Origin of the sequence: Actinoallomurus iriomotensis, assembly GCF_030269445.1 — a bacterium.
Taxonomy (GTDB): Bacteria; Actinomycetota; Actinomycetes; order Streptosporangiales; family Streptosporangiaceae; genus Actinoallomurus; species Actinoallomurus iriomotensis.
The window spans coordinates 592,241-618,741 of record NZ_BSTJ01000002.1 but is presented as its reverse complement, the minus strand read 5'-3'; the positions used below and the strand labels follow the sequence as shown (position 1 = coordinate 618,741).

Here is a 26,501-nt window from a genome sequence, read left to right as displayed (position 1 = left end):
GAACGGAAGGAGGGTCCATGAGCCTCTCCACGCACGTTCTCGACGCCGCGAGGGGCCGTCCGGCGGCCGGCGTGCCGGTGCGGCTGGAACGCCGCGACGGTGCCGGGTGGCGGCACGTCGCAGACGCCCGTACCGACGAGGACGGCCGGGTGCGTGACCTGCCGGCGCCCGCTGAGGGCGTCCACCGGCTCGTCTTCGACACCACGGGCCAATCGGACTTCTACCCCGAGGTGGCCGTGGCCTTCACGGTCACCGACCCCGGCGAGCACTACCACGTGCCGCTGCTGCTCAGCCCGTACGCCTACTCCACCTACCGGGGGAGCTGACCATGTCACGGAGCCGGCTCGGCCCCAACCGCTACGGCAAGGCCGAGACCCACGTCGTACGCGTGACCCGGGACGGCGACGTCCACCACATCCGGGACCTCACGGTGAGCGTCGCGCTGTCCGGGGCCATGGAGGCGGTCCACCTGACCGGCGACAACTCCGCGGTCCTCACCACGGACACGCAGAAGAACACCGTCTTCGCGTTCGCCCGCAAGCACGGCGTCGACTCGCCCGAGGCGTTCGGGCTGCTGCTCGCCCGGCACTTCGTCGGCTCGCAGCCGAGCGTCGACCACGCGCGCGTGTCGGTCGAGGAGCACCTCTGGGACCGGATCGGCGCGAGACCGCACTCCTTCGTACGCCGGGGCGGCGAGACCCGCACCGCGCTCATCCACCACGACGCCACGGCCACTCACGTCGTCTCCGGCATCAGGGACCTCGTCGTGCTCAACTCGACGGACTCGGAGTTCTGGGGGTACGTCAAGGACGAGTACACGACGCTGCCGGAGACCCGGGACCGGATCCTGGCCACCGAGGTGACCGCCCAGTGGCGGCACACGTCGGCCGAGGCAGACTGGGAGGGTACCTACCCCGAGGCGCGGCGGCACCTGCTGGAGGCCTTCGCCGGCACCTACAGCCTGTCCCTGCAACAGACCCTGTACGCCATGGGCGACCGGCTCCTCGACGGGCTGCCGGAGGTCTGCGAGGTGCGCCTGTCGCTGCCGAACCGGCACCACTTCACCGTCGACCTCGAACCGTTCGGCCTGGACAACGACAACGAGGTCTTCTACGCGGCGGACCGGCCGTACGGGCTGATCGAGGGCGCCGTCGTCCGTGACGGCGCGCCCGACGCCGGCGCCGCCTGGACCTGACCCGGAGCCCGCCATGGAATTCCTGCAGCCCACGACCTGGGACGAGGCGCTCGCCGCGAAGGCCGAGCACCCGGAGGCCGTCCCGATCCAGGGCGGCACCGACGTCATGGTCGAGCTGAACTTCGACGTCCGCCGCCCGGAGCACCTGCTCGACCTGGGCCGGGTCGCCGGGCTGGACCGCTGGGAGCAGAACGGCGACCGGTTGCGGATCGGCGCCGGCGTGACGTACGCGCGGATCATCGGCGAGCTCGGCGACCGGCTGCCCGGCCTGGCCCAGGCGGCCCGTACGGTCGGGTCGCCCCAGATCCGCAACCGCGGCACCGTCGGCGGCAACCTGGGCGCGGCGTCCCCGGCCGGCGACGGCCATCCGCCGCTGCTCGCCGCCGACGCCGTGGTCGAGGTCGAGTCCCGGCGCGGCATCCGCATGATCGCGGCGACCGACTTCTACCAGGGCGTCAAGCGGAGCGCGCTGGAGCCCGACGAGCTGATCCGCGCGTTCTGGCTGGCTCCCGCCACCGGCCCGCAGTACTTCTCCAAGATCGGCACGCGGAACGCCATGGTGATCGCGGTCTGCTCGTTCGCCGTCGCGCTGCACCCGGGGGAGCGCCGGGTCGGCACCGGCATCGGCTCCGCCGCGCCAACACCGATCCGGGCGGTCGCCGCCGAGGACTTCCTGGCCCGCGAACTCGACTGGGACGCGCCGCTGGACGAGGCCGTGGCGCGGGAGTTCGGCGCTCTCGTCGGGGCCGCGGCCACGCCGATCGACGACGTGCGCGGCACCGCCGCGTACCGCCGGCACGCCCTCGCGGTGATGGCGCGCCGCACGCTGACCTGGGCGTGGCGCGACCATCGCGGGCCGGGCGACGCCGAGAATCCGGGAAGGGGGGCCGCCTGATGCGGGTGAGCTTCACCGTCAACGGCTCGCGGGAGACCGTCGACGGCGTGTGGGAGGGCGAGAGCCTGCTGTACGTCCTGCGTGAGCGGATGGGACTGCCCGGCTCGAAGAACGCCTGTGAACAGGGCGAATGCGGCTCGTGCACGGTCTACCTCGACGGCACGCCGGTGTGCGCGTGCCTCGTCGCGGCCGGCCAGGCGGAGGGCCGCCGCGTCCGTACGGTCGAGGGCCTCGCCGAGGGGGACCGGCTCGCACCGATCCAGCAGGCGTTCGTGGACGCGGGCGCGGTCCAGTGCGGGTTCTGCACGCCGGGCCTGCTGGTCCAGGCGCACGACCTGCTCGAACACCGGCCGGACCCGTCGGACGCGGAGATCCGCGAGGCGCTCGCCGGCAACCTGTGCCGTTGCACCGGTTATGAGAAGATTCTCGACGCCGTACGGCTCGCTGCGGCGCGGAAGGCGGGAACATGACGGACGGCCCGATCGTCATCGAGAACGCCCACGTCGCGCCGGTGCGCGGTCCGGAGATCGCCGGCGGCCACGTGGTCGTCGAGGGCGACCGGATCACCGCCGTCGGCGCCGGCCCGGCGCCCGTGACCGGCGCCGGGCGCCGGATCGACGCGAGCGGCTGCCTGGTGACGCCCGGCCTGGTCAACACGCATCACCACCTCTACCAGTGGGCCACACAGGGGCTGTTCCAGGACGCCACGCTGTTCGACTGGCTCACCGGCCTGTACGACACGTGGGCCGGGATCGACGCGGAGGTCGTGTACGACGCGGCCACCGCCGGGCTCGGCTGGCTGGCGCTCGGCGGCTGCACGACCACCACCGACCACCACTATGTGTTCCCCCGGGGCCGGGGCGACCTGTTCGACGCCGAGGTACGCGCGGCGCGGGAGCTGCACGTCCGGTTCCACCCGACCCGGGGTTCGATGGACCGGGGACGCTCGGCGGGCGGCCTGCCGCCGGATGAGATCGTCGAGGAGCGCGAGGAGATCCTCGTGGCCACCGAGGCGGCCATCGACGCCCACCACGACCCGTCGTTCTCCTCCATGCTGCGGGTGGCCGTCGCCCCCTGCTCGCCGTTCTCGGTGAGCGAGGAGCTGATGAGCGAGGCCGCCGCCCTCGCCCGCCGCAAGGGTGTACGCCTGCACACCCACCTCGCCGAGACGCTCGACGAGGAGGAGCACTGCCGCGAGCAGTTCGGGTGCACGCCCGGCGAGTACATGGAGAAGCTCGGCTGGCTGGGTCCCGACGTCTGGTTCGCGCACTGCGTGCACCTGCACGACGCCGACATCCGGCGGTTCGCGGCCACCGGCACCGGCACCGCGCACTGCCCGACCTCCAACGGACGGCTCGGCTCGGGCGTCGCCCGGGTGAGCGAGCTGCTGGCGGCGGGCGCGCCGGTCGGCCTCGGCGTGGACGGCACCGCCTCCAGCGAGCTGACCTCCCTGGCCGGGGAGATGCACCAGGCCCTGCTGTTCCAGCGCGTGGTGCGCGGACCCGCGGCGCTCACCGCCCAGCAGGCGCTGGAGCTGGGCACCCTCGGCGGCGCGGCGTGCCTCGGCCGCCAGGACGAGATCGGCTCCCTCGAACCCGGCAAGCTCGCCGACCTCGCCGTGTGGCGCGTCGACGGCTACCGCGCGGCCGTCGAGGACCCGGTCTGCGCCCTCGTCTTCGGCCCGACCCCGCCGCTCGACCTGCTGCTCGTCGGCGGCCGTACGGTGGTCGAGCGCGGCGAACTGCGCACCACCACGGCGGACCCCGCACAGGCGGGCGTACGGGCCCGCCGCCGGCTGATCGGAGACCGTACTTGACCACTCCTCGTCCCGGCGACGGTCACGTGGTGATCGCACCGGACAAGTTCAAGGGGTCGCTCGACGCCCCGGAGGTGGCCCGGCGCATCGGCGCCGGGCTGCGGCGCGCCCGCCCCGAGGTGCGCCTGCTGGAGCTGCCCGTGGCCGACGGCGGGGACGGCACGGTGGACGCGGCGGTCGCGGCCGGCTTCACGCGCGTGCGCGCGGAGGTGAGCGGTCCGACCGGTGAGCCGGTCCCGGCCTCCTACGCCGTCCGCGGCGACGTCGCGGTGGTGGAGCTGGCCGAGGCCTCCGGGCTGCGGCGGCTGCCCGGCGGCCGGCTCGCGCCGCTGACCGCGTCCAGCCGGGGCACCGGCGAGCTGATCGACGACGCCGTGCGCCGCGGCGCACGGCGCGTCGTGCTCGGCCTGGGCGGCAGCGCCTGCACGGACGGCGGCGCGGGCATGGCCGCCGCGCTCGGCGCCCGCCTGCTCGACGCGGACGGGCGAGAACTGCCGCCGGGCGGCGCCGCGCTGCGCGACCTCGACCGCGTCGACGCCGCCGCCCTGCGCGAGCGGATGCGGGGGGTCACCGTCGTGGTCGCGAGCGACGTGGACAGCCCGCTCCTCGGACCGGACGGCGCCGCGCACGTGTTCGGGCCGCAGAAGGGGGCCGGGCCCCATGACGTCGACCTGCTGGAGGAGGCCCTGACCCGGCTCGACGCCGTGGTCCGCCGCGACCTCGGCGTGAGCGCGGCGGAGCGGCCGGGCGCCGGCGCGGCGGGCGGCGCCGGGTTCGGCGCGATGGCCTTCTGCTCCGCGACCGTCGAGCCCGGCATCACCTACCTCCTCGACCTCCTGGGCTTCTCCTCCCACCTCGCCGGCGCGCGTCTCGTCATCACCGGCGAGGGCGCGCTGGACCGCCAGACGCTGCGCGGCAAGGCCCCTGCGGGCGTCGCGCGGGCGGCCGGCGGCGCCGGCGTGCCGGTGCTGGCCGTGGCCGGACGCAGCACGCTGTCGGAGGACGAACTGCGGGCCGCGGGTTTCCTCGGCGCGTACGCCCTCACCGACCTCGAGCCCGACCCCGCCCGGTGCATGCGGGAGGCGGGTCCCCTGCTCGAACGCCTCTCCGAACAGGTCGGCCAGGCCTGGCTGGACGACACACGGGACGACCCCGCAGTGATCCCATGACGTACGACCTGGTCGTGCGCTCCCGCCGTACGGTGCTGCCGGACGGGGAACGGCCGGCGGCGGTCGCGGTGCGCGACGGCCGGATCGCCGCGGTCGCCGCGTACGACGCGCCGCTCACCGCACGCGAGGACGTCGAGCTGGCCGACCGCGCGCTGCTGCCCGGCCTGGTCGACAGCCACGTGCACGTCAACGAGCCGGGCCGTACGGAGTGGGAGGGGTTCGCCACCGCCACCCGGGCCGCGGCGGCCGGCGGGGTGACCACGATCGTCGACATGCCGCTGAACTCGCTGCCGCCGACCGTCACCGCCGACGCCCTCGCGGTCAAACGCGCCGCGGCCGAGGGACGCTGCGCGGTCGACGTCGGATTCTGGGGCGGGGCGGTTCCCGGCAACCGGGCGGAACTGCGCGCTCTGCACGACGCGGGCGTGTACGGCTTCAAGTGCTTCCTGTCGCCGTCGGGCGTGGAGGAGTTCCCCGAGCTGGACGAGGTGGGGCTGCGGGAGGCCATGACGGAGATCGCGGGCTTCGGCGGGCTGCTGATCGCGCACGCCGAGGATCCGGGGCACCTGTCGGAGCCGGACGGGCCCGGGTACGCGGAGTTCCTGGCGTCCCGGCCGCCGGGCGCGGAGGCGGCGGCGATCGCGCGGGTCGCCCGGCTCGCCGCCGAGACGGGCTGCCGCGCGCACATCGTGCACCTGTCCGACGCGGAGTCGCTGCCGCTGCTCGCCGAGTGGAGGGTTCGCGGCGCGCGGATCAGCGCCGAGACCTGCCCGCACTACCTCACGCTCACCGCGGAGCAGGTGCCCGACGGCGGCACCGCGTTCAAGTGCTGCCCGCCGATCCGCGACGCGGAGAACCGCGAGGGGCTGTGGCGCGGCCTGGCGGACGGGTCGATCGGCTGCGTCGTCTCCGACCACTCGCCGTGTGCGCCGGAGCTGAAGAAGGGCGGCTTCGACACGGCCTGGGGCGGGATCTCCTCGCTGCAGCTCGGCCTGCCGGTGATCTGGACCGCGGCGCGCGCCCGCGGCCACGACCTCTGCGACGTCGCGCGCTGGATGGCCTCCGGCCCGGCGGAGCTGACCGGGCTCACCGGCAAGGGACGCGTCGAGGAGGGGTACGACGCCGACCTCGTCGCCTTCGCCCCCGACCGGGGGTTCGTCGTCGACCCCGGCGCGCTGCGCCAGCGGCACCCCGTCACGCCGTACGCCGGGATGAGCCTGACCGGCGTGGTGGAACGAGTGTGGCTGCGCGGCGAGCCGGCCGGCCACGGCCGGCTGCTCAGGAGGAGAGCATGACCTTCACCGCTCTGCCCGACCTGGCTCTGCGCACGCTCGGCGGCACGGTGATGGCGGCGAGCGACGAGTCGTTCGCCGCCAAGGAGAACCTCCTCAATCCCGGCCCGGCGGGCTTCCGCGAGCAGACGTTCGGCGTCAAGGGCCAGGAGTACGACGGCTGGGAGACCCGGCGGCGCCGCTCGCCGGGTCACGACTGGGCGGTCGTCCGGCTCGGCCTGCCGGGCGTGATCCGCGGCGTGGTCGTCGACACCGCCTGGTTCAAGGGCAACTACCCGCCGCAGGCGATGGTGGAGGCGTGCGCGGCCGAGGGGTACCCGTCCGCCGGCGAGCTGACGGGCTGGACCGAGATCGTGCCGAAAAGCCCGCTGACCGGCGACGCGGCGCGGGAGTTCGCGGTCGTGGACGAGCGGCGTTTCACCCACGTGCGCCTGAACATCTTCCCCGACGGCGGCGTGGCCCGGCTGCGCGTGCACGGCGAGGTCGTGCCGGACCCGTGGCTGCTCACCGGGCTGACCGTCGACCTCGCCGCGCTCGCCAACGGCGCCACCGTCGTCGGCTGCTCCGACATGTTCTACTCCTCGCCGGCGAACCTCATCATGCCCGGCCTCGCGCGGCATCAGGCCGAGGGCTGGGAGACGGCGCGCCGCCGCGACGGGGGCAACGACTGGGTGATCCTGCGCCTGGCCGGGCCGGGCGTCGTCGAACTGGCCGAACTGGACACCGCCAACCTGCGGTTCAACGCGCCGGGGGAGGCGCGGATCCGCGGCGCGGACGCGCGCACGGCCTCGCTGGAGGACGACGCGGCCTGGTTCGACGTGCTGCCGCGCACCCGGCTGCAACCCGACACCGCGCACCGTTTCCGCCTCGACGCCGGCCGTCCGATGACGCACGCCCGCGTCGACATCTACCCCGACGGCGGCCTGGCCCGTGTACGGCTGCACGGCTCGCTGACCGCCGACGGCGAACGCGAACTGCTCAGCCGCTGGCGGGCCCGGCGCTGACCGAGGGCCGGTCTCACGGCCACCGGTCCTCGGCGACCAGCGCGCCGAGCCGTCCGGTGGCGGCGGCGAAGGCCACGTGGTCGGCGTAGTCGCGGGACTCGACGATCAGCCCGTCGCGTACGCGGAGCACGAAGACGTTCGGCACGGTGAACCGCCGGCCGGTCGCGGTGACCGTTCCCTCGTACGCGAACTCGCCGATGACCACCTCCGGGTCGCCCGTCTCGTGCACGACGACGTCGCGCACGGTCATCGTGACGCCCAGGCCGGCGCCCGCCGCGAAGTGCCGCCGGAGCGCCTCGCGTCCGGTCAGCGGCTCGCCCGCGGGGGCGAAGGGATGGATCACGAAGGCGTCCTCGGCGTACAGCGCGGGCAGTTCGTCCCACCGGCCGTGCGTCACCCCGTCGATGACGCGCTCGAAGACCTCCCGGGGTGTCACGCGCCGGCCGCCGCGAGCAGGGCGGGCAGCCCGCCGGTCATGCGGGCGATCGCCAGGTGGTCGTGGTAGTCGCGGGTGGCGGTGATCAGGCCGTCGCGGACGCGGAGCACCTGGATGTTCGCGGCGATCGTGGTGCCCTCGCGGCCGGTGATCTCGTAGTCGAACTCCGCCACGACCACCTCGGGGTCGGCCGTCTCGTGGATCACCGTGTTCCGCGCGACGAGGCTCAGCCCCATGGCGGCGGCACCGGCGAAGTGCGCGCGGATGGTCTCGCGGCCCTCGATCCGGCCGGGCGCGGCGGACACGAAGGGCTGCTCGACCACGGCGTCCTCGGCGTACAGGTCGGCGAGGTCGTGCCAGCGCCCCTCGGAAATGCCGCGGCTGAGGCGTTCGAACACCGCACGTGGAGTGGTTTCGGACATGGGAAACTCCTTGAAGCACGAAGAGAACGTAGAATCGGAGTGATGGCTCCGATTAATCAGGAACATACGGAGCGGAGACTCCACTTGTCAATGAAAGAGTCGCGGTGACCCAGTCGCGGGCCGGCCGGCCGCTGCGCGCCGACGCGATGCGCAACCGGCTCAAGGTCCTCGAGGCGGCCGAGGCGGTGTTCGACGCACGGGGTACGACCGCGTCCACCGAGGAGGTCGCGCGCGCCGCGGGCGTGGGGATTGGAACGGTCTTCCGGCACTTCCCGACCAAGGAGGCGCTGCTCGAGGCGGTGTACGTGTCCGGCCTGCGCAAACTGGCCGAAGAGGCCGAGGCGCTGGCCTCCGCCGACGATCCGGGCGCGGCCTTCTTCACCTTCTTCACCCGCGTGGTCGGCCACGCCGCGACCAAGAACGCCCTCTCGGCCGCGTTGACGGAGGCGGGCGTGGATGTGCCCGAGACCGGCCAGGGCCTGAAACAGGCCCTGGCCGCGCTGCTGTCCCGCGCCCAGGACGCCGGGGCGGTCCGCGGCGACGTGGGGCCGCCGGAGGTGATGGCGCTGCTGGTCGGCGTCTCACGGGCCGCCGAGCGCGCCCAGGGTGAGGTCCGCGACCGTGCCCTGAACGTCGTCTTCGACGGCCTTCGCGGGAGCCACCGGACCTGAGTCCGCCGGGCGACGAGCCGGCCTCAGCGGGTCACGCGGGCCACTTGGAGTTCAGGATGGTCTCGACGAAGTCGCCGCGGGTGAAGCCCGGCAGGCAGTGGGCCAGGACGTCGGCGTTCACGGTGCCGAACGTGCTGTCCGGGCGGTGCGCCATTCCCTCGGTGAAGGCCTTGAGGATCTCTCGTTTGAAGTCGGGTCGTGGGTGCGCCGCCGTCACCTCGGCCCGCTCGTCCTCGGTGATCTCGTCGTAGCCGAGGCCGAGCACGTCCAGTTCGACGCCGGCGGTGACGAGGGCGACCTCGGGTGCCATGCGCCAGGGGATCTCCGGCGTGGTGTGCAGCGCGATGCCCTGCCACACCAGGTCGGCGCGCTCCGGCGGCACACCGTGGTCGAGCAGGACGCGGCGTGCCTCGTCGGCGCCGTCGAGCTCGAAGCGCTGCCGGGACTCGGCGAACCGGCCGGTCAGCCCGAGGTCGTGGCAGACCGCTCCGGCGTAGAGCAGCTCCGGGTCGTACGTCAGGCCGCGCCGGCGTCCGCGCAGCGAACCCCAGAAGAACACCCGGCGGGAGTGGTGGTAGATCAGGTCGGTCGCGGAGTCCCGTAGCAGCGCGGTCAGGTCGCGGGCCAGCGGCGAGCCGGGCACCTCGACCCCGGCGAGGACGGTCGCGGACATCGGTCTCCTTCCCCGTGCACGAGGCGTCGCCGCCCCCGGACGGCCGGCGCGCCCGTCCACGGGGCGCGGTCAGCCGCTCAGGGCCATCGTGGCGAGGTGGCGGTTGATCCCGTTGACGTCGGTGGTCTGGACGTTGCTGAGCACGACGACCGCGATGTCGTCGTCGGGCAGGTAGCCGTTGCTCGTGTGATACCCCTGCAGCAGGCCCGGGTGGTAGACGTAGCGGTGGCCCTTCAGCTTGTCGATGAGCCAGCCGAAGCCGTACGCGCTGGAGGGGGAGTCGAGGCAGCCTCCGGACGGGCAGGGCGCCTGCGGGCTCAGCGCCTCCTTGACCGTCGAGGCGGGCGCGACTTTGGCGGTGCCGAACGCCCGGTCCCAGCGGCTGAGGTCGTCCACGGTGGAGTACACCCCGCCCGCGGCGTTCGCCTGGGAGCCGTTGATCGGCGGCGCCGGCGTGCCGGGCTTGAGGTAGCCCTTGGCGTACGGGGAGGGCGGGTAACCGTTGGTGTAGCCGGTGCGGCCGAGCCCGAGCGGACCGGCGATGTCGTCGTGCAGGACGGTGCCGAACGGCTTCTTGGCGACCTTCTCGACGATCGCGCCCGCGAGGATGTAGCCGGAGTTGCTGTACTTCCAGTTCGTGCCGGGCTTGAAGTCGAGCGGCTTGTTCACGAACCGCTGGATGATCTCCTGGGTGTTCGTGGGCTTCGACAACTTGGGGAAGAAGTCCGGCATCTCAGAGATATCCGGGATCCCGGACGTGTGGTCGAGGATCTCCTTGATCGTGATGGCGCCCCAGGCCTTCGGACACGACTTGACGTATGTGGGCACGAGGTACGGGCAGATCTTGTCGCTCAGCCGCAGGTGTCCCTGATCGCGCTGCTTGAGCACCAGCATCGCGGTGAACTGCTTGCTCACCGAGGCGAGACGGAAGATCGTGTCCGGGCGGTTCGGGACGTTCTTGGCCGCGTCGGCCTTCCCGGCGGCGAAACGCGTCAGCACCTGCCCGTGGCGGACCACGATCGCCGCGCCGGTGAACTTCTTGTCGGCCGCCAGACCCTGCAGGTAGGACGTCATCGCCGCCCCCGTCTTGTCACCCGGGGGCGCGGGGGAGGTCGCCAGCGGGTCCGGGGGGTGCGCCCGCCGGGCGGCGGGCGGGGTGGCCGTGCCGCCCCCGCCGCCGGAACCACTGCAGGCCACGCCCGCGGTGAGGACCGCGCACACCGCGACAGCGGATCGACCGACACGCATATTCACCATGGTTCCCCCGCCACCTGTTCCCCGCACCGTCCGATCGGGCCAAGAATCCTCCACCGCCACGTCCGGCAGGCTACCCGCGGACGCGGAAAGTGGGATCATGGTCCGGCCCCGGGGGATGGGCCTCGACGGCCAGGGGTAGGGACCGTCCGCGTTGACGATTCGGGGGGATGCATGCGCGCTGTCACCGTGACCGGCTTCGGAGCCGAACCCGAGGTGACCGACCAGCCGGTGCCCGAGCCCGGCCCCGGCGAGGTGCTGGTGCGGCTGACCGCCGCCGGGCTGAACCCGTTCGACTGGAAGGTCGTCGACGGCGCCATCCCGAGCGTGCGGTTCCCGCTCACCATCGGCACCGACGGCGCCGGCACCGTCGAGCGGGTCGGCGCCGACGTCACCGGCTTCCAGCCGGGCGACGCGGTCTTCGGCCAGTTCAGCAACGCGAAGGAGGGGCGCGGATCGTACGCCGAGCTGGCCGTCGCGCGGCAGGACGCGATCGCCGCGGCCCCGCGTACGGTCGCGCTGAGCGAGGCCGCCGCCGTGCCCACCGCGGGCATGACCGCCCTCAACCTCGTCGACCGCGTGGCCGAAGCCGGCGCCGGACGGCTGCTGGTGGTCGGCGCCACCGGAGGCGTCGGCACCTTCGCGACGCAGCTGGCGGCCGCCCGCGGCATCGCCGTCGTCGCCACCGCCGGGCCGGACAAGGCCGACCTGATGCACGCCCTGGGCGCCACCGAGGTGGTCGACCACACCGCGGGCCCGATCGCCGACCAGGTCGAAGCACCGGTGGACGCCATCATCGACCTGGCGAGCGACACCGAGCGGCTGCGCGCGCTGCTGCCGGCGATCCGTCCCGGCGGCACGATCCTCAGCCCGGTCTTCGCCGTGCCGGACGAGGGCCTGCCGGGGGTCGAGGCGGCCAACTTCAGCAACGCGTCAAGCGCCGATCTCCTCGAACGCCTCGCCCGCGAGATCGACGCCGGGCACGTCAGGGTGGTCATCGGCGACACGGTGACACTCTCCCAGGCACCCGATGCCCTGGCGCGCAGCCGCGCCGGGCGGGCGCGGGGCAAGACCGTCATCGTGATCTGAGCCCGCGATAATCATGGCCCATGGACGACGTCACCGAGATCCGCGAAGGCGTGCATCTCGCCCGCGGAAGCGACACCAACTGGGTCATCCTCACCGAGGGTGACGCGGTCACGCTCGTGGACACCGGCTATCCCGGCGACCGCGAGCGGGTCATCGCCTCCCTGGCGGCGGTGGGGCGTCGCCCCGAGGACCTCGCGGCCATCCTCATCACCCACGCCCACTCCGACCACCTCGGCTCCGCGGAGCACCTCCGCGCGACGTACGGCGTGCCCGTGCTGATGCACGAGGAGGAGGTCCCGCACGCCCGCCGGGAGTTCCTCCACCAGGTCTCCGCCGGTCAGATCGCGCGGAACGCCTGGCGTCCGGGCGTGCTGCCGTGGGCGGTGCGCGCGGTCCGCTCGGGCGGCCTGACGGACGTACGCGTCGCGTCGCCGGAGGCGTTCCCGGCCCCGCTGGACGTGCCCGGCCGCCCGGTGCCGGTGCACACGCCCGGCCACACGGCGGGCCACTGCGCCTACCACCTGCCGGAGGCCGGCGTCCTGATCACCGGCGACGCGCTCGTGACCGGCCACCCCACCTCACGCGCACAAGGCCCGCAGCTGCTGCCGGACTACTTCCACCACGACCGTGAGGAGGCGCTGGCGAGCCTGCGGGCGCTGGGACGGCTGGAGGCGGACGTCCTGCTGCCCGGCCACGGCCCGGCCCACGACGGCCCCGCCGCCGCGGCCGCCGAGCACGCCCGCGGCCTCGCCACCCCGTGACCGCGGGAGGCGGGTCCACCGAATCCGCCGGGTAGAGCTCATTTCACGGAGTACCGAGCCCGGACTCGGTAGGTTGACCGCATGGATCATGATCAACTCGGTTCCCCGTTAACCGGCACGCCGCTCGCCAGTGTCCTCGTCGGACCGCCGGTGGGCGGCCACATCGCGCTGTGGGACGAGGATGACGTCAGCTTCTGGCGGCTGTCCGGCGCTCCGCCCAGCATGCTGGGGACGGGCGCGATGCTACGGGTGGACGACGAGACCGGCCGTTACCGCGAAGTCGGCCTCCTCGACCGGGAGACCGGTCTGCTGGTGCTGCGTGACCGTGAGCCGGGCCCGGGGGAAACGCCCGTGTCCCAGCTCGTCCAACTCTCACCGGTCGGGACGGATGAGGCGAAAGCCGAGTCCATGCGGGGCGACGTCACCGCGGCGGAATGGCTCGGGGACGTGGCCTTCGCCGCCGCCGCCCGCGGCGAGTGGCTGGCGATCCACCTGGGGAGCTGGGCGGGGCCCTTCACGCCGGTCGTGGTGATCGAGCTGCTGCGGGACCCCGGCGGCGCATGGCTGTCCGCCGTGCGCGCGACACCGGTTCCGGCCGGCGCACAGTTCTGGAGCGACCACGCGGTCGCGCCGGGGGCGGAGCGTCAGCAGGTCACGGCGCCGGCGAGCCACAAGGCGTTGACCCTCGGTGGGGCCCTGGCCCTCTCGGCGTTCCTCGAGTGGGGCATTCACCCGCTCATGCTCGGGATGACGTTCGGCCCGAATCCGCTCGGACCGTGGTCGGAGTCGGCTCACTGACCGTCAGGCCGGGGGACCCGGCCGGGTCCGCGCCCACGGGCCGATGCGGGCAGACTGGGGCGCATGCGCGCGAGCCGGCTGGTGTCCCTTCTCCTGCTTCTGCAGGCGCGTGGGCGGATGACCGCGCAGCAGCTCGCCGACGAGCTGGAGGTCTCGCTGCGGACGATCTACCGGGACGTCGAGTCGCTGTCCGCCGCGGGCGTGCCGGTCTACGCCGACCGGGGGCCGGCCGGCGGTTACCAGCTGCTCGACGGCTACCGCACCCGCCTCACCGGGCTGACCGCGGCGGAGGCCGAGTCGCTGTTCTTCGCCGGCATGCCGGGGCCCGCCGCCGAGCTGGGCCTGGGCACCGTCCTCGCCGCCGCCGAGCTGAAGCTCATGGCGGCGCTGCCCAAGGGCCTGGCCGAACGCGCCGGCCGCGTACGCGAGCGTTTCCACCTGGACGTGCCCGGCTGGTTCCACGGCGGGGAGCCGACGCCGTACCTGGCCGCCGTCGCGGACGCCGTGTGGAACCAGCACCGCGTCCGGATGCTCTACCGGCGCTGGAAGGCCCCGACGCCGATCACCCGTACGATCGAGCCGCTCGGGCTGGTCCTCAAGGCGGGCAACTGGTACCTCATCGCCCGGTCCGACGGAGGCGACCGTACGTACCGCGTCGACCGGGTGCGGGAGCTGGAGACGCTCGACGAGATCTTCGAACGCCCCGCCGACTTCGACCTCGCCGCGTTCTGGCGTGCCTATCTCGACCGCTTCCAGCGTGAGATGTTCTCCGGCGAGGCCGTCGTCCGCTTCTCGCCCGAGGGGATGCGCCGTCTCCTGCACCTGCTCACCCCGGCGGTGATCCAGGCGGCGCGGGAGAACGCCGGCGAGCCCGACGAGGCGGGCTGGGTGCGCACCGTGATCCCCATCGAGTCCGTCCGGCACGCCCACGCGGAGCTGCTGCGGTTCGGCGGCGAGGTGGAGGTGCTGGAACCCGCCGAGCTGCGCGAGTGCGTGATCGCCTCCGCGCGGACCCTGCTGGACCTGTACGGCGGCTGAGCCCGGACGTCCCACGGCCCCCGTCCGCCTGGGGGAAGCGGACGGGGGCCGTGGAAACGGGGGTCAGACGCCGGGGCCCGGCCGTTCGGCTCCGCGAGCCGCGTCGGTCCGGCCGGCCACCTTCACGTCGGTCGGGCCCATGGTCTGCGGCGCGGTCGGCTGAGGCGCCGTGCCCGGGACCCGCTCGGGCAGCGGTCCGCGCGGCGGCGGGACGGTGGCGTCCTCCGGTCGCGACGGACGATGCCCCAGCGGCGGACGCGGGCCGGGGGAGGCCTCGCCCACCGGCCGCTCCTCGGTCACCGGCGACGGCCGGTCGGCCTGCTCGGCCAGCGCGGCGTCCCGTACGCCGACCACCGCGAGGCGGCCGAGGGCGACGGCGGCGAGGAAGACGGAGACCACACCGAGGCCGTACAGCAGCGTGACCTGCTCGGCGACCTGGCGCGTCGTGCCGCCGAGCGCCGGGCCGAGGGTCGTACGGCCCTGGTCGGCCCACAGGCCGCTGAGCGGAACGCCGACGGCGAACCACGCGCCGCCGACCGCGGCGAGCCAGGCGCCGAACGCCGCGAAGGCACGGTTGGCGCTGGCCAGCGCGATCAGGCCGCCGAGGAAGACGGCGGCACCGGGCACGACCTGCAGCCACATCCGGCCGGACGTGAGGTGCCAGGCCTTGTCGGGGGCGAAGGCGAAGTGGAAGTACGGCCCGATGAGAGGCATGAGCGCCCCCCACAGGCCGAGCAACACCAGCAGCAACCCGCTGAGGGCGCCGCGGGTGCGCGGGACTCGTAGCGTTGCGGACATTTTGGCGATCAACTCCCTGGACGGCTGAAGCGCCTACGGGGTACCCGGTGAAAAACCGTTCATGCACCCCGATACAGAGACATCACCGGTAATGGCCGTCCGGTATAACAGCCGAATGGTCGTTACTAGGGGATTCGGTGGCTGAGCCGGAAGAAACCGTTCCGTACGAGTCCGACCTCGAGCTGCTGCGCAGGTACGAACCGGTCCTGTCCTACACCGACGGTGAGCGCTTCTTCCCGGTCGCCGTGGAGGACTACCTGGCCTGCTGCGGCCTCTGGCGGGGGGAGGAACAGCTCGTCCCGGCGGGTGAGCTGACCGCCGAGGTGCTGGTCGCGACGGCCGAGCGGTATCCGCAGTCGCAGCTGTCGCTCCTGCTCGTCCAGGAGCCGTTCCACCGCAAGGAGGTCCGCCGGTACACGCGCGCCAAGCCGCCCATCGCCAAGTCCGGGCGGCTCGCCGCGGTCGGGCTGTTCGGCCGGGTCTTCGACGTGCTGCTCCGCGCGTCGCTGTTCCTGCGCGGCTCGGTGCCCGGCGGCGTCGCCGCGGCCGCCGCGGACCTGTACGAGCGCCGCATGAACCCGGCCCGCTGCACCTATTACGGCCGGGTCGTGCGCGAGGGCGGCTACGTGGCCCTCCAGTACTACTTCCTGTACGCGATGAACGACTGGCGTACGACCTTCAGCGGGGTCAACGACCACGAGGCGGACTGGGAGGCCGTCACGATCTACCTCGCCGAGTCCCCCGCCGGGCCGCGGCCGGCGTGGGTGGCGGTGTCCGCGCACGACGAGTCGGGCGACGATCTGCGCCGCCGCTGGGACGACCCCGACCTGCGGCTGGCCGGCGAGCATCCGGTGATCTACGTCGGCGCGGGCTCGCACTCGGGCGCGTTCGTCCGCGGCCGGTACCTGGTCACCGTCAACCCCGCGCGGCTGCGCCCGATCCTCCGCGGCACGCGGCGGGTCACGGCCTTCGCCTTCCCGTGGACGCGGGAGGGGCGCCGGCACTCCGGCGTCGGCATCCCCTTCATCGACTACGCCCTGGGCGACGGGGAGGAGGTCGGCCCCTCCCGTGCCCGCGGCTGGCATCCGGTCGTCATCTCCGACGAGACGCCGTGGGTGAGCGGCTTCCACGGGCTGTGGGGCCGCGACACGCGTGACTGGGTCGGCGGCGAGCGCGCCCCGGCGGGCCCGCGCTATGACCGCGACGGCCGGGTGCGCACTCTCTGGGCGGACCCGCTCGGATGGGCCGGGCTGCAGAAGGTGCCGCCCGAGCCCGAGGACGACGTCCGGGCGCTGCGCGACCGGATCGCGATCCTGGACAAGGAGATCGCGGACGCCGACGCCACGATCGAGCACGACCGCGAGGAACTCCGGCGGCTGCGCGCGGCCGCGGTCTCCCTCGGCCGTCACGAGAACGCCCGTGGCCTCGCGCGGCAGCGGTCGGCGGAGGTGGTCAAGGCCGAGAACGCCCTCCGCGCGCTGGTCCGCACGCGTACGGACCTGGCGGAGGAGCGCGCCGCGCACGACGCGACACTCGCACGGCCGCCGGCCGTCGGGAGACCACAGGAGCACCTGCGCGAGCCGAACGTGCCGTACACGCCGACGCGTGGCTCGCGCACCCGCTTCCTCAACGTCTGGGCCGCGCTGAGCACACCCCTGTTCATCCTCGCCGTCGTCGGCGTCTTCGTCGTGCCGCACGAGCCCGTGTCGATCCTTCTCGCCGGGGTGGTCTTCCTCTTCCTGACGATGGAGGCCTGGGCCCGCCGCCGGATGCTCGCCCTCGCGACGGGTCTGCTGATGCTGGCCGGGGCGGTGGCCGTCGTGGTGGGACTGAGCTTCGCGGTCGTGTACGGGGGCCGGTACGTGCTGCTCGGCCCGATGGTCGTGGTCGCCGCCGTGCTTCTCGTGGTCAACCTGCGGGAGCTGTTCCGAAGTTGACGCGTCGCCGCCCGATCAAAAGAACGCTCTTGTCTTTTCGACGTTGGGGTCCGTAGCGTGTGACCGGCGCGAAGGGAGCATGCCGCATGATCAGGACCATCTCGCGTGGGCTCGTCGCCGGGCTCGCGGCGCTGGCGCTCACCGCGGCACCGGCGCAGGCGGCGAGGCGTTATCCGGTCGGTGACCTGAAGACGGCCGTGGCGAACTTCTTCGTCAGCCCGGATGCCGTCGCGGGCGCCAACGACTGGTCGTGTCGGCCCTCCCGCGCGCATCCGTACCCGGTCGTGCTGGTCCACGGCACCACGTCCAACCTCGGCTCGGCCTGGGTCGCGCTCGCCCCGACACTGGCCGACGCCGGATTCTGCGTGTACGCCTTCAACTACGGCGAGACCTACTCCTCGCTGTTCGGCCACCTGTACGGCCTGGGGGAGATCTCGCGGTCGGCCGCGACCATGAGCGCCTTCGTCGACCGGGTGCTGGCCGCCACCGGCGCCGCCAGGGTGGACGTGGTCGGCCACTCACAGGGCGGGATGATGCCCAACTACTACATCAAACGGCTGGGCGGCGCGGCCAAGGTGCACACCATGATCGGCCTGGCGCCCACGAACCACGGCACGACGCTCGGCGGGCTCGTCGACCTCGGCCGTACGTTCCACGTGCTGGGACTGGTCAACGGCGCCTACACGCTCATCGGCGCGCCCGCCGAGTCCGAACAGGAGGAGGGCTCGCCCTTCCAGACGGCGCTGTTCGCCGACGGCGACACCGTGCCCGGCCCGCGCTACGTGGTGATCGCCAGCTCCCGTGACGGCACGGTCACGCCGTACACCAACTCCTTCCTCAAGGGCGCCGACGTCACCGACATCCTGCTGCAGGACCAGTGCCCCGGCGATGCCGTCGGCCACGTCGGGCTCTCCCTCGACGGCCCCGCCATCCAGAACGTGCTCAACGCCCTCGGCCCCGCCACCCCGCACTTCCAGGCCGACTGCACCGGCTACGGCCCGGAGTTCTGACCTCAGGTCGCGGATTCACCAGAGCAGTTCGTCGAGCTGGTCGGCGAGCGGCCGGGCCGTCGCGCGGTTGTCCAGCGCGATGTGGGGGACCGGCGGCGGCTCACCGGCGCGGATCGCGGCGGCGAACTCCTCGAAGCGCTCCAGCTTGCGCTGGTCGCGCTCCAGGCCACGGCTCTTGAGCCGCTCGCGCAGCGTCTCGCGGTCCGCGCGTATCCAGACCAGGTGCACCGGCGAGCCGCCCAGCTCCTCGGTCCACGCGCGCCACCGCCGAGGGTCGTGGATCTGCCCGGTGAACGGGCCGCTGAGCAGCACCGGGCATCCGTGCGAGCGGATCTCGCGGGCGGTGGCGGTCATCCCGGCGTACTCATGGACCTTGATGTGCTCGTCGTACCAGGGACCCTCGCGCTCGCCCTCCGGGCGGCCGTTCGCGCGGAGCATCGCCGAGACGAAGGAGCCGTAGAGCGTGTCCTTGTCGATCAGCGCGGGAACGGGCCGCAGCCGGCTCAGGAGCAGGTCGGCCACTGTCGACTTCCCGCTGCCCGGTGGCCCGGCCACGATCCACACCGCACTCGGAAGGGGTTCCATGCGTCGCATCATCTCCCGCTGAGTGCCAGGTCAGGTGCCCGACGCTCCGAAACCTTCGGCGTGCGGAAGCATTATGCGCGGGAAATCGCCTTCTGTGGCGCTTCTCCGGCCCGGCCGTATGCGGCCGCCGCCTCGTCGTAACGGCGCAGAATCAGGGCCGCGAGCGCGTCGTGGACGCCGATCGGCGGGCTGACCGCGTTCGCGCCGCAGTCGAGGATGCGCCGGTGGAAGAACCCGGGCGCGAGCAGGTACGAGGCGACGACGACCCGCCGGGCGCCGCGCCTTCGCAGGGTGCCGACGACCTCCGGGAGCGACGGCTCCGCCGACGCGGCGAACCCGTGCGCCACCGGACGCCCCAGATACCGGCCGAGCATCCGCGCCGCGGCGCGCACGTCGGCCACCCCGGACGGATCGGACGTGCCGGCGGCGCCGAGCACCACGGCGTCCGCCGGCGGCGTCGCCCGCAGCCGGTCGACGAGCGCGCGGGCCAGCAGCGCATGGGGGCCGAGCGGCCGGGTGACCACGGCGCCGGGGCCGGTGCGTCCGGGGATGTCCACCAGGGAGTGGTAGCCGCGGCCCAGCATCAGCGGCACGGCCACCGCGGGCCCGGTCAGGCCCGCCACGGCGTCCTCGAGGGAGGGCGCGCAGATCTCGGCGAAGCACTCCGCCACGTGCAGCCACGGCCGCCGCGCGCGCACCCGGTCCAGCAGGGCGCGGATCGTGGCGACTCCCGCCGGGTCGCGCGTGCCGTGGCCCACGGCCAGGAGTACCGGAGTCGCGCTCACGAATCCTCCTTCGTCGGTGGGGTGACCGGGGCGCGTGTTCGTTGGTTCACTCGCTTCGCTCGCTCGCGGGGCCCTCCTTCGTCGGTGGGGTGACCGGGGCGCGTGTTTGCCGGTTCACTCGCTTCGCTCGCTCACGGGGCCCTCCTTCGTCGGTGGGGTGACCGGGGCGCGTGTTTGCCGGTTCACTCGCTCACGGGCCGGCGCTCTCCGCGGCGGGTTCGCAGGCGAGCCGGTAGCCGCGCTTGACCACCGTCTCGATCAGGCCCGGCCGCCCGAGGACGCGCCGCAGCCGCGCCACCGCCATCTCGACCGCGTGCTCGTCGGGCTGGAGGCGCGCCTGCCACGGCCCGCCCGGCCCGGTGCCGCTCGGCAGCACACCGCACAGCTCCGTGCGGGAGACGACGTGCCCGGGCCGCTCCGCCAGCGCACGCAGCACCGCCATCGGCGCCCGCGTCACCGGCCGCAGCCGCCCGTCGACGAGCACGGCGTGCCCGCGCAGTTCGAGCGTGTGGCCGCGCACCACGATCCGGTCCGAGCGCCGTACCGGCAGGTCGGCGGCGAGGGCACGGACGAGCGCGCCGATCCGCGCGCGGTCGGGCCGTACGGTGGGCACGCGCCGGCGCTCCAGCGGCGCGGCGGTCACCGCGCCGACGCAGGCGGCGACCACCCGTGTGCGCAGCGCGTCGAGCAGCGGTTCGCCGCTGCCGCGCTCGTCGGCGACGGCCAGCGTCGCGGCGACCGCGGGCGCGCTCGTGAAGGTGATCGCGTCCAGCGTGCCCGCCACCGCCTGCTCGACGAGGCGCCGGAGCGGTTCGGGATCCTCCGCCGGCGCCCACTGGTACACCGGGACCTCCAGCACCGTGGCGCCGGCCCGCCGCAACCCGTCGGTGAGGTCCGGGCAGGGCTCGCCGTAGAGCTGCACCGCGATCCGGCGGCCGGTGAGGTCCTCCCGCAGCAGGTGGCGCAGGACCTCCTCACAGCTCTCCGACTCCGGCGACCACGCCTCGGCCATCCCGGCCGCGCGGACCGCGCCGCGCGCCTTGGGGCCGCGGGCGAGGATCCGGGCGTCGTTCAGTCTCTTGATCAGGTCGTCGCGCAGCCCCCAGCCGTCGGCCGTCTCCAGCCACGTACGGAATCCGATGCCGGTGGTGACGACGACGTCGTCGACCGGGCTCGCCAGCATCTGCCGCGTCGCGGACAGGAGCAGGGCGTCGTCGGACAGCGACACCAGCCGGATCGCGGGGGCGTAGACCACCCGGGCGCCTCGCCGCTCCAGCAGCGCCGAGAGCTCCTCGTGCCGGCGCGCCGCCGTCACGCCCACCGTGAAGCCGGCCAGGGGCTCGGCGTTCACGTCCGGGCCACCTCCACCCGCGTGCCGCTGACGCGCACGCGGTACACCGGCACCCGGACCGCCGGGTCGTCCAGGCAGCGGCCCGTCGTCAGGTCGAAGACCTGCTTGTACATCGGGGAGGCGACGGTCGGCACGCCGCCGCGGGAGCCCACGATGCCGCGCGCGAGCACGTACGCGCCGCTGAACGGGTCGAGGTTCGACAGCGCGTGCACCCGTCCGTCGTGGGTGCGGAAGAGCGCCACCTGCTCTCCGCCGACGAGCGCGCACACGCCGTCCTCCGGCGGCAGGTCGTCGTAGTCGCAGACGTCCTGCCAGCGCACGGACACAGGCGCGAGGTCGAGTACCTGAGTCATGAGTCCTCCTGCGTCGGAAAGTGTGACCACTGGGGCACGCCTGTGACTCCCTCGCTTCGCGAGGTCATCGGGACACCACCTCCGGGATGACGGGTTTGATCTGGTCGCGTTCGGGCTCGAAGACGATGCTCGGGTCGGGTGTGCCGGGCGCGTTGACGAAGGACACGAAGCGGCGCAGCCGCTCGGGGTCCTCCAGCGTCGCCCGCCATTCGTCGGTGTAGTCCTCCACGTGCCGGGCCATCGCGGCGTCGAGCGAGTCGCAGATGCCGAGCCGGTCCGCGACGATGACGTCCCGCAGGTACTCGATGCCGCCGTCGAGGCTCTCCAGCCACGACGCGGTGCGCTGGAGCCGGTCCGCGGTGCGGATGTAGAACATCAGGAACCGGTCGATGTAGCGGATCAGGGTGTCGGTGTCCAGATCGGTGGCGAACAGGTCGGCGTGCCGCGGTCGCATCCCGCCGTTCCCGGCGACGTAGAGGTTCCAGCCCTTCTCGGTGGCGATGACGCCGAAGTCCTTGCTCTGCGCCTCCGCGCACTCCCGCGCGCATCCGGACACCGCCGACTTGATCTTGTGCGGGGCGCGCAGGCCCCGGTAGCGCAGCTCCAACCGGATCGCCAGCCCGACCGAGTCCTGCACGCCGTAGCGGCACCAGGTGGAGCCCACACAGGACTTGACCGTGCGCAGCGCCTTGCCGTACGCGTGCCCGGACTCGAATCCGGCCTCGGTCAGCCGCTTCCAGATCTGGGGGAGCTGTTCGACGCGGGCCCCGAACATGTCGATCCGCTGGCCCCCGGTGATCTTGGTGTAGAGGCCGAAGTCGCGCGCCACCTCGCCGATGACGATCAGCTTCTCCGGCGTGATCTCCCCGCCGGGCACGCGTGGCACCACCGAGTAGGTGCCGTTCTTCTGCATGTTCGCGAGAAACTGGTCGTTGGTGTCCTGCAGGCCGGCCCGTTCGCCGTCGAGGATGTGCCCGGTGCCGAGGCTGGCCAGGATGGAGGCGACCACCGGCTTGCAGATGTCGCAGCCGCGGCCCCGGCCGCATTCGGCGATGAGCCCGCTGAACGTCGTGATGCCCCGCACCCGGACGATGTCGAACAGCTCCGCGCGGGTGTGGTCGAAGTGCTCGCACAGCGCCCGGCTCACCGGGATGCCCGCGGAGGTGAGCTCCTCGTCGAGGATCCGTTTCACCAGCGGGACGCAGCTGCCGCAGCCGGTGCCCGCGCGGGTGCACGCCTTCACCGTGGGCAGGTCGGTGAGGCCTCCGTCGGCGATCGCGGACCGGATGGTGCCGGCGCTGACGCCGTTGCAGCTGCACACCATCGTCTCTTCGGTCATCGCGCCGGCCACGGCCTCGGTGCCGCCGAACAGGAGCCGGTCGGGCGCCGCGGGCAGGCTCGCGCCGACGCAGGCGCGCAGCGTGGGATAGGCCGACGCGTCCCCGACGAGCACGCCGCCGAGCAGCGTCCCCGCGTCGTCGCTGACGACGAGCCGCTTGTACGTCCCGGCGACCGGGTCGGTGTAGCTGACGTTCAGCGCGTCGGCCGAGGGGTCGCCGAAGCTCGCGACGTCGACGCCCATGAGCTTGAGCTGCGTCGAGGTGTCGGCGCCCGCGAACCGGGCCGCCCCGCCGAACAGCGCGTCCGCCACCACCTCGGCCATCGACAGGCAAGGGCCGACCAGCCCGTACACCTGCCCGCCGACGAGCGCGCACTCGCCGATCGCGTAGATCCGCGGGTCGCCGGTGCGGCAGGCGTCGTCGACCACGACGCCGCCGCGCTCGCCGACCTCCAGCCCGGCGGCGCGGGCCAGCTCGTCGCGGGGGCGGATGCCGGCGGAGAAGACGACGACGTCGGCCGGCAGGACCGTGTCGCCGGCGAGACGGACGGCGTCAGCCTCGACGCGGTCCAGCATGACGCCCGTGTGCACGCGCAGGCCGAGTGCCTCGATGTGGCGCCGCAGCATCGCCCCGCCGCCCTCGTCGAGCTGGCGGGCCATCAGCCAGGGCGCCATCTCCACGATGTGCGTCTCCAGGCCGAGTCCCTGCAATGCGCGGGCCGCCTCCAGGCCCAGGAGCCCGCCGCCGACGACGACGCCGCTCGCGCGGCCCGCGGCCCGCGCCCGCAGGGCGTCCAGGTCGTCGATGGTGCGGTACACGAAGGCGGTGCCGGCCCCGGGCACGGGCGGGACGAACGGCACCGATCCCGTGGCGAGCACCAGGGTGTCGTACCCGAGCGTCTCTCCGGCGTCCGTCGTGACCGTGCGGCCGGCACGGTCGATCGCGGTGACCCGCTCTCCCGTACGGACGCGCACGGCGTCGTCGTGGGCGGGGTACCCCAGGTCGGCGCCGTCGGTAAGGTAGGAGGTCAGCGCGACCCGGTCGTAGGCCGGACGCGGTTCCTCGCCCACGACGGTGATCTGCCAGTAATCCTCGGTGTCCCGCTCGCGGACCGCCTCGATCAGGCGGTGCGCGGCCGGACCATGGCCGATGACGACAAGGTGACCGGTCTTCGTAGGAGTCGGCGGCATGGTGCCGATCCTGAGTTCGGAGCGTTTCACCATCGAGTCCGCTGTATTACCGTGAGGTCACAAGCGCTTCACCCGGGGTCTGGCGGGCCGGTGCGCGACCTCACGGCACCGCGCCGCGCGGCGTGCACGGAACGTAGCACCGCCGACTCCTGCGCCACATCCACGGGAAACGTCGGGTTCCTACCGTCCGGGACGGCCCTACGGACCCGCAGGAGGCTCCCATGACCACCGTCGAGCGACGTGCGCCGGCGACCGCGCCAGGCCGGATCACGGACTGGCGTCCCGAGGACGCGACGTTCTGGACGGCGACCGGGGCGAGAGTCGCCCGGCGCAACCTCGTCCTGTCCATCTTCAGCGAGCACATCGGCTTCTCGGTCTGGAGCCTGTGGTCGGTCCTCGTGCTGTTCCTCGGCCCGGCGTACCACATCGACCCGGCGGGCAAGTTCGTCCTCACCACGGTCCCCACGGCGATCGGCGCGGCGCTGCGCCTGCCGTACACCTTCGCGGTGGCCCGGTTCGGCGGCCGCAACTGGACGGTGATCAGCGCCAGTCTGCTGCTGGTGCCCGCCGTGGCCGCCGCCGTCGTCATCCGGCCCGGTGTGTCGTACGGCACCCTGCTGATCATCGCCGCCGTCGCGGGCGTCGGCGGCGGCAACTTCGCCTCCTCGATGGCGAACATCAACGCCTTCTTTCCCCAGCGGCTCAAGGGCTGGGCGCTCGGCGTCAACGCCGGCGGCGGCAACCTCGGGGTGGCCGTGGTGCAGCTCGTGGGTCTGGCCGTCCTGGCCACGGCGGGCGCCGGCCACCCGCGACTGGTGGCGGGCATCTACATTCCGCTCATCGTCCTGGCCGCCCTCGGCGCGGCGCTGTGGATGGACAACCTGCCCGGGCTGCGCAACGACGGGCGGGCCATGCGCGACGTCTCGCGGGACGCGCACACCTGGATCGTCTCGCTGCTCTACATCGGCACGTTCGGGTCGTTCATCGGCTTCGGCTTCGCCTTCGGCCAGGTGCTCCAGGTGCAGTTCGCCGCCGACTTCACCACCCCGGTCAAGGCCGCGTACCTGACGTTCCTCGGCCCGCTGCTCGGTTCCCTCGTCCGCCCGGTGGGCGGCCGGCTGGCGGACCGGCTCGGCGGCGCGCGGGTGACGTTCTGGAACTTCACCGCCATGGCGCTGGGCGCCGCCGTCGTCCTGCTCGCCTCGGCGCAACGGTCGCTGCCGTTGTTCATCGTGGGGTTCGTGCTGCTGTTCGTGCTCAGCGGCGTCGGAAACGGCTCGACGTACAAGATGATCCCGGCGATCTTCCGCGCGAAGTGCGCGGAGGAGACGGAGGCCCGGCGCCTGTCCGGCGCGCTGATCGGCCTCGCCGGCGCCATCGGCGCGTTCGGCGGCGTCCTGGTGAACCTGGCCTTCCGGCAGTCGTTCCTCGCGTACGGGTCCGGCACCGGCGCCTACGTCGCCTTCATCGGTTTCTACGTGCTCTGCGCCGTCGTGACCTGGATCGTGTACCTGCGGCGCTCCGCCCGGCTCGCCGGAGTCTGAGGCGCGGCCCGGGCGGGATCACGCCGGGATGCGCAGGCTCTGGCGTGCGAGGCGGGCGACCATCGCCTCGTCGATGTCGTGGCCGAGGCCCGGCTGGGTGAGGGGGACGGCGACGACGCCGCCGTTCACGCTCACCGGCGGGGACACCACCGCCGTGGCGGTCGGGGTCTCGGTCACGTCGCTCGGCAGGTCGCACCCCGGCAGGCTGGCCACCGCGACCGCCGCCGCCTGGCCGACGCCGAACCCGTCCGCGCCGCCGCACCACGCCTCCCAGCCGGCCGCGAGGGCGCGGTCGTGGGCGCCGCGGGCCGCGGTCAGGCCGCCCAGCCGGGCGATGCGCAGGCCCAGCATGCGGCCGGCGCCCATGGCGAGGGCGCTGTCGACGGTGTCCAGGTCGGCCGGATCGAGGCACACCGCCGTGGCGATCCGCCGCTGCAGCCGTGCGTACGCGGGCAGGTCGTCGCCGGCGAACGGCCGCTCGATCGCCACGAGGCCGTACGCGTCCAGGGCGTCCAGCGCGTCGAGGTGGGCCTTCGCCTCGGTGTACGCCTCTCCGGCGTCGGCCTGGAGGGCGAGCGCGGGGAACGCCCGGCGTACGGTGCGGACGGGCTCGACGTCCCAGCCGGGGCGCACCGCGAGGGTGACCCGTGTGTAGCCGGCGCCGACGAGGCGGTTGACGCGGGTGAGCAGCACGTCGAGCGTGGGCTCGGCGCCGAGCCGGGCGCCCGCCATCACCGAGGTGCGGGTGCCGCCGAGGGAATAGGACAGCGGGCTGCCCTGGCGGCGGCACCACAGGTCCCAGCAGGCGATGTCGGTCGCCGAGGCCGCCGCGCTCCCGCCGAGCCCGCCGACGCCGCCGACCTCCTCGGGCAGCTCCCAGTCGAGGCCGAGCAGGGCGGGGCCGACGCGCTCCTCGATGTCGGCCCAGCAGACGTCGGAGGCGGCCACCTCGCCCCAGCCCGCGAGGCCGTCGTCGTCCGTCACCCGGACGAGAATGCTCTCCGGGCGCCGGCCGCGCGGCATCGCCATGCGGTAAGCCTCGAACCCCTGGATACGGGGCATGTCACCGTCCTCGCCTCGACGTCCCTTCTATGA

At 73.5% G+C, this 26,501-nt stretch carries 27 protein-coding genes; 16 read left to right on the top strand and 11 right to left on the bottom strand.

Annotated elements, in window-relative coordinates; translation table 11 throughout:
* The first annotated feature begins 17 nt into the window (after positions 1 to 17).
* The 8 genes from uraH to alc are packed head-to-tail and all read left to right on the top strand — an operon-like array spanning position 18 to position 7,371.
* On the top strand, positions 18 to 326 hold the full coding sequence (gene uraH, locus QSK37_RS11605) for a hydroxyisourate hydrolase (RefSeq protein ID WP_285619711.1): 309 nt from the start codon (positions 18 to 20) through the stop codon (positions 324 to 326).
* Positions 327 to 328: 2 nt separating this feature from the next.
* The gene (pucL, locus tag QSK37_RS11600) at positions 329 to 1,195 is read left to right on the top strand and encodes a factor-independent urate hydroxylase (protein ID WP_285619710.1); all 867 of its coding nucleotides are present in this window, start codon (positions 329 to 331) and stop codon (positions 1,193 to 1,195) included.
* A 13-nt stretch (positions 1,196 to 1,208) separates the two neighbouring features.
* Complete coding sequence (locus QSK37_RS11595; protein ID WP_285619708.1) at positions 1,209 to 2,090, top strand: FAD binding domain-containing protein; 882 nt, start codon at positions 1,209 to 1,211, stop codon at positions 2,088 to 2,090.
* Positions 2,090 to 2,560, top strand: coding sequence for a (2Fe-2S)-binding protein (locus QSK37_RS11590; protein ID WP_285565860.1), 471 nt, complete (start codon positions 2,090 to 2,092; stop codon positions 2,558 to 2,560). Before QSK37_RS11595 ends, QSK37_RS11590 begins: the two co-directional genes overlap by 1 nt.
* Positions 2,557 to 3,906 carry an 8-oxoguanine deaminase gene (locus QSK37_RS11585; RefSeq protein ID WP_285619707.1) on the top strand — a complete coding sequence of 450 codons (1,350 nt, stop codon included), beginning with the start codon at positions 2,557 to 2,559 and terminating at the stop codon, positions 3,904 to 3,906. Before QSK37_RS11590 ends, QSK37_RS11585 begins: the two co-directional genes overlap by 4 nt.
* Positions 3,903 to 5,075 carry a glycerate kinase gene (locus tag QSK37_RS11580; protein ID WP_285619705.1) on the top strand — a complete coding sequence of 391 codons (1,173 nt, stop codon included), beginning with the start codon at positions 3,903 to 3,905 and terminating at the stop codon, positions 5,073 to 5,075. The genes QSK37_RS11585 and QSK37_RS11580 overlap by 4 nt, the downstream gene beginning before the upstream one ends.
* The gene (gene allB, locus QSK37_RS11575; protein WP_285619704.1) at positions 5,072 to 6,370 is read left to right on the top strand and encodes an allantoinase AllB; all 1,299 of its coding nucleotides are present in this window, start codon (positions 5,072 to 5,074) and stop codon (positions 6,368 to 6,370) included. Before QSK37_RS11580 ends, allB begins: the two co-directional genes overlap by 4 nt.
* A complete protein-coding gene (gene alc / locus QSK37_RS11570) occupies positions 6,367 to 7,371 on the top strand; it encodes an allantoicase (RefSeq protein WP_285619703.1) in 1,005 nt (334 codons plus the stop codon). The genes allB and alc overlap by 4 nt, the downstream gene beginning before the upstream one ends.
* 13 nt (positions 7,372 to 7,384) lie before the next feature.
* Here alc and QSK37_RS11565 read toward each other — a convergent pair whose 3' ends face one another.
* Positions 7,385 to 7,807, bottom strand: a complete 423-nt coding sequence (locus QSK37_RS11565; RefSeq protein WP_285619702.1) for a nuclear transport factor 2 family protein — start codon at positions 7,805 to 7,807, stop codon at positions 7,385 to 7,387.
* Positions 7,804 to 8,229, bottom strand: a complete 426-nt coding sequence (locus tag QSK37_RS11560) for a nuclear transport factor 2 family protein (RefSeq protein ID WP_285619700.1) — start codon at positions 8,227 to 8,229, stop codon at positions 7,804 to 7,806. Before QSK37_RS11560 ends, QSK37_RS11565 begins: the two co-directional genes overlap by 4 nt.
* A 104-nt stretch (positions 8,230 to 8,333) precedes the next feature.
* Between QSK37_RS11560 and QSK37_RS11555 the strand changes: the two genes are divergently transcribed.
* Positions 8,334 to 8,900: a TetR/AcrR family transcriptional regulator gene (locus tag QSK37_RS11555; RefSeq protein ID WP_285619699.1), complete on the top strand. Its 567-nt coding sequence runs from the start codon at positions 8,334 to 8,336 to the stop codon at positions 8,898 to 8,900.
* Between the two features lie 31 nt (positions 8,901 to 8,931).
* Here the strand turns inward: QSK37_RS11555 and QSK37_RS11550 are convergent, their stop codons facing one another.
* A complete protein-coding gene (locus QSK37_RS11550) occupies positions 8,932 to 9,573 on the bottom strand; it encodes an HD domain-containing protein (protein WP_285619698.1) in 642 nt (213 codons plus the stop codon).
* A gap of 69 nt (positions 9,574 to 9,642) precedes the next feature.
* Complete coding sequence (locus QSK37_RS11545; protein WP_285619697.1) at positions 9,643 to 10,821, bottom strand: serine hydrolase domain-containing protein; 1,179 nt, start codon at positions 10,819 to 10,821, stop codon at positions 9,643 to 9,645.
* Between the two features lie 180 nt (positions 10,822 to 11,001).
* On the opposite strand from QSK37_RS11545, the gene QSK37_RS11540 reads away from it, so the two are divergent.
* From QSK37_RS11540 to QSK37_RS11525, 4 genes are all read left to right on the top strand, one after another.
* Entirely contained in the window at positions 11,002 to 11,916 is a 915-nt protein-coding gene (locus QSK37_RS11540; RefSeq protein ID WP_285619696.1) for an NADP-dependent oxidoreductase, read from the top strand.
* Between the two features lie 20 nt (positions 11,917 to 11,936).
* Complete coding sequence (locus QSK37_RS11535) at positions 11,937 to 12,677, top strand: MBL fold metallo-hydrolase (protein WP_285619694.1); 741 nt, start codon at positions 11,937 to 11,939, stop codon at positions 12,675 to 12,677.
* Between the two features lie 81 nt (positions 12,678 to 12,758).
* Positions 12,759 to 13,475 carry a hypothetical protein gene (locus tag QSK37_RS11530; RefSeq protein WP_285619692.1) on the top strand — a complete coding sequence of 239 codons (717 nt, stop codon included), beginning with the start codon at positions 12,759 to 12,761 and terminating at the stop codon, positions 13,473 to 13,475.
* A 63-nt stretch (positions 13,476 to 13,538) separates the two neighbouring features.
* On the top strand, positions 13,539 to 14,513 hold the full coding sequence (locus QSK37_RS11525; protein ID WP_285619690.1) for a helix-turn-helix transcriptional regulator: 975 nt from the start codon (positions 13,539 to 13,541) through the stop codon (positions 14,511 to 14,513).
* A 63-nt stretch (positions 14,514 to 14,576) separates the two neighbouring features.
* On the opposite strand, the gene QSK37_RS11520 is transcribed toward QSK37_RS11525, so the two are convergent.
* The gene (locus tag QSK37_RS11520) at positions 14,577 to 15,311 is read right to left on the bottom strand and encodes a hypothetical protein (RefSeq protein WP_285619687.1); all 735 of its coding nucleotides are present in this window, start codon (positions 15,309 to 15,311) and stop codon (positions 14,577 to 14,579) included.
* A 137-nt stretch (positions 15,312 to 15,448) separates the two neighbouring features.
* On the opposite strand from QSK37_RS11520, the gene QSK37_RS11515 reads away from it, so the two are divergent.
* Both QSK37_RS11515 and QSK37_RS11510 read left to right on the top strand, forming a co-directional pair.
* Positions 15,449 to 17,248, top strand: coding sequence for a hypothetical protein (locus QSK37_RS11515; protein WP_285619686.1), 1,800 nt, complete (start codon positions 15,449 to 15,451; stop codon positions 17,246 to 17,248).
* Positions 17,249 to 17,334: 86 nt separating this feature from the next.
* The gene (locus QSK37_RS11510) at positions 17,335 to 18,258 is read left to right on the top strand and encodes an esterase/lipase family protein (protein WP_285619685.1); all 924 of its coding nucleotides are present in this window, start codon (positions 17,335 to 17,337) and stop codon (positions 18,256 to 18,258) included.
* Between the two features lie 15 nt (positions 18,259 to 18,273).
* Here QSK37_RS11510 and QSK37_RS11505 read toward each other — a convergent pair whose 3' ends face one another.
* The 5 genes from QSK37_RS11505 to nirB all read right to left on the bottom strand — a co-directional run bounded on the left by QSK37_RS11505 (position 18,274) and on the right by nirB (position 23,862).
* Complete coding sequence (locus tag QSK37_RS11505; RefSeq protein ID WP_285619683.1) at positions 18,274 to 18,843, bottom strand: P-loop nucleotide/nucleoside kinase family protein; 570 nt, start codon at positions 18,841 to 18,843, stop codon at positions 18,274 to 18,276.
* A 71-nt stretch (positions 18,844 to 18,914) separates the two neighbouring features.
* A complete protein-coding gene (locus QSK37_RS11500; RefSeq protein WP_285619682.1) occupies positions 18,915 to 19,628 on the bottom strand; it encodes a sirohydrochlorin chelatase in 714 nt (237 codons plus the stop codon).
* A 190-nt stretch (positions 19,629 to 19,818) separates the two neighbouring features.
* Positions 19,819 to 20,979, bottom strand: a complete 1,161-nt coding sequence (locus QSK37_RS11495) for a uroporphyrinogen-III synthase (RefSeq protein ID WP_285619681.1) — start codon at positions 20,977 to 20,979, stop codon at positions 19,819 to 19,821.
* Positions 20,976 to 21,332, bottom strand: coding sequence for a nitrite reductase small subunit NirD (gene nirD / locus QSK37_RS11490; protein ID WP_285619679.1), 357 nt, complete (start codon positions 21,330 to 21,332; stop codon positions 20,976 to 20,978). The genes QSK37_RS11495 and nirD overlap by 4 nt, the downstream gene beginning before the upstream one ends.
* A gap of 64 nt (positions 21,333 to 21,396) precedes the next feature.
* Complete coding sequence (gene nirB, locus QSK37_RS11485; RefSeq protein ID WP_285619678.1) at positions 21,397 to 23,862, bottom strand: nitrite reductase large subunit NirB; 2,466 nt, start codon at positions 23,860 to 23,862, stop codon at positions 21,397 to 21,399.
* A 221-nt stretch (positions 23,863 to 24,083) separates the two neighbouring features.
* On the opposite strand from nirB, the gene QSK37_RS11480 reads away from it, so the two are divergent.
* Entirely contained in the window at positions 24,084 to 25,406 is a 1,323-nt protein-coding gene (locus QSK37_RS11480; RefSeq protein ID WP_285619677.1) for a nitrate/nitrite transporter, read from the top strand.
* 18 nt (positions 25,407 to 25,424) lie between these two features.
* On the opposite strand, the gene QSK37_RS11475 is transcribed toward QSK37_RS11480, so the two are convergent.
* Positions 25,425 to 26,468, bottom strand: a complete 1,044-nt coding sequence (locus QSK37_RS11475) for an enolase C-terminal domain-like protein (RefSeq protein ID WP_285619676.1) — start codon at positions 26,466 to 26,468, stop codon at positions 25,425 to 25,427.
* Positions 26,469 to 26,501: the final 33 nt, after the last annotated feature.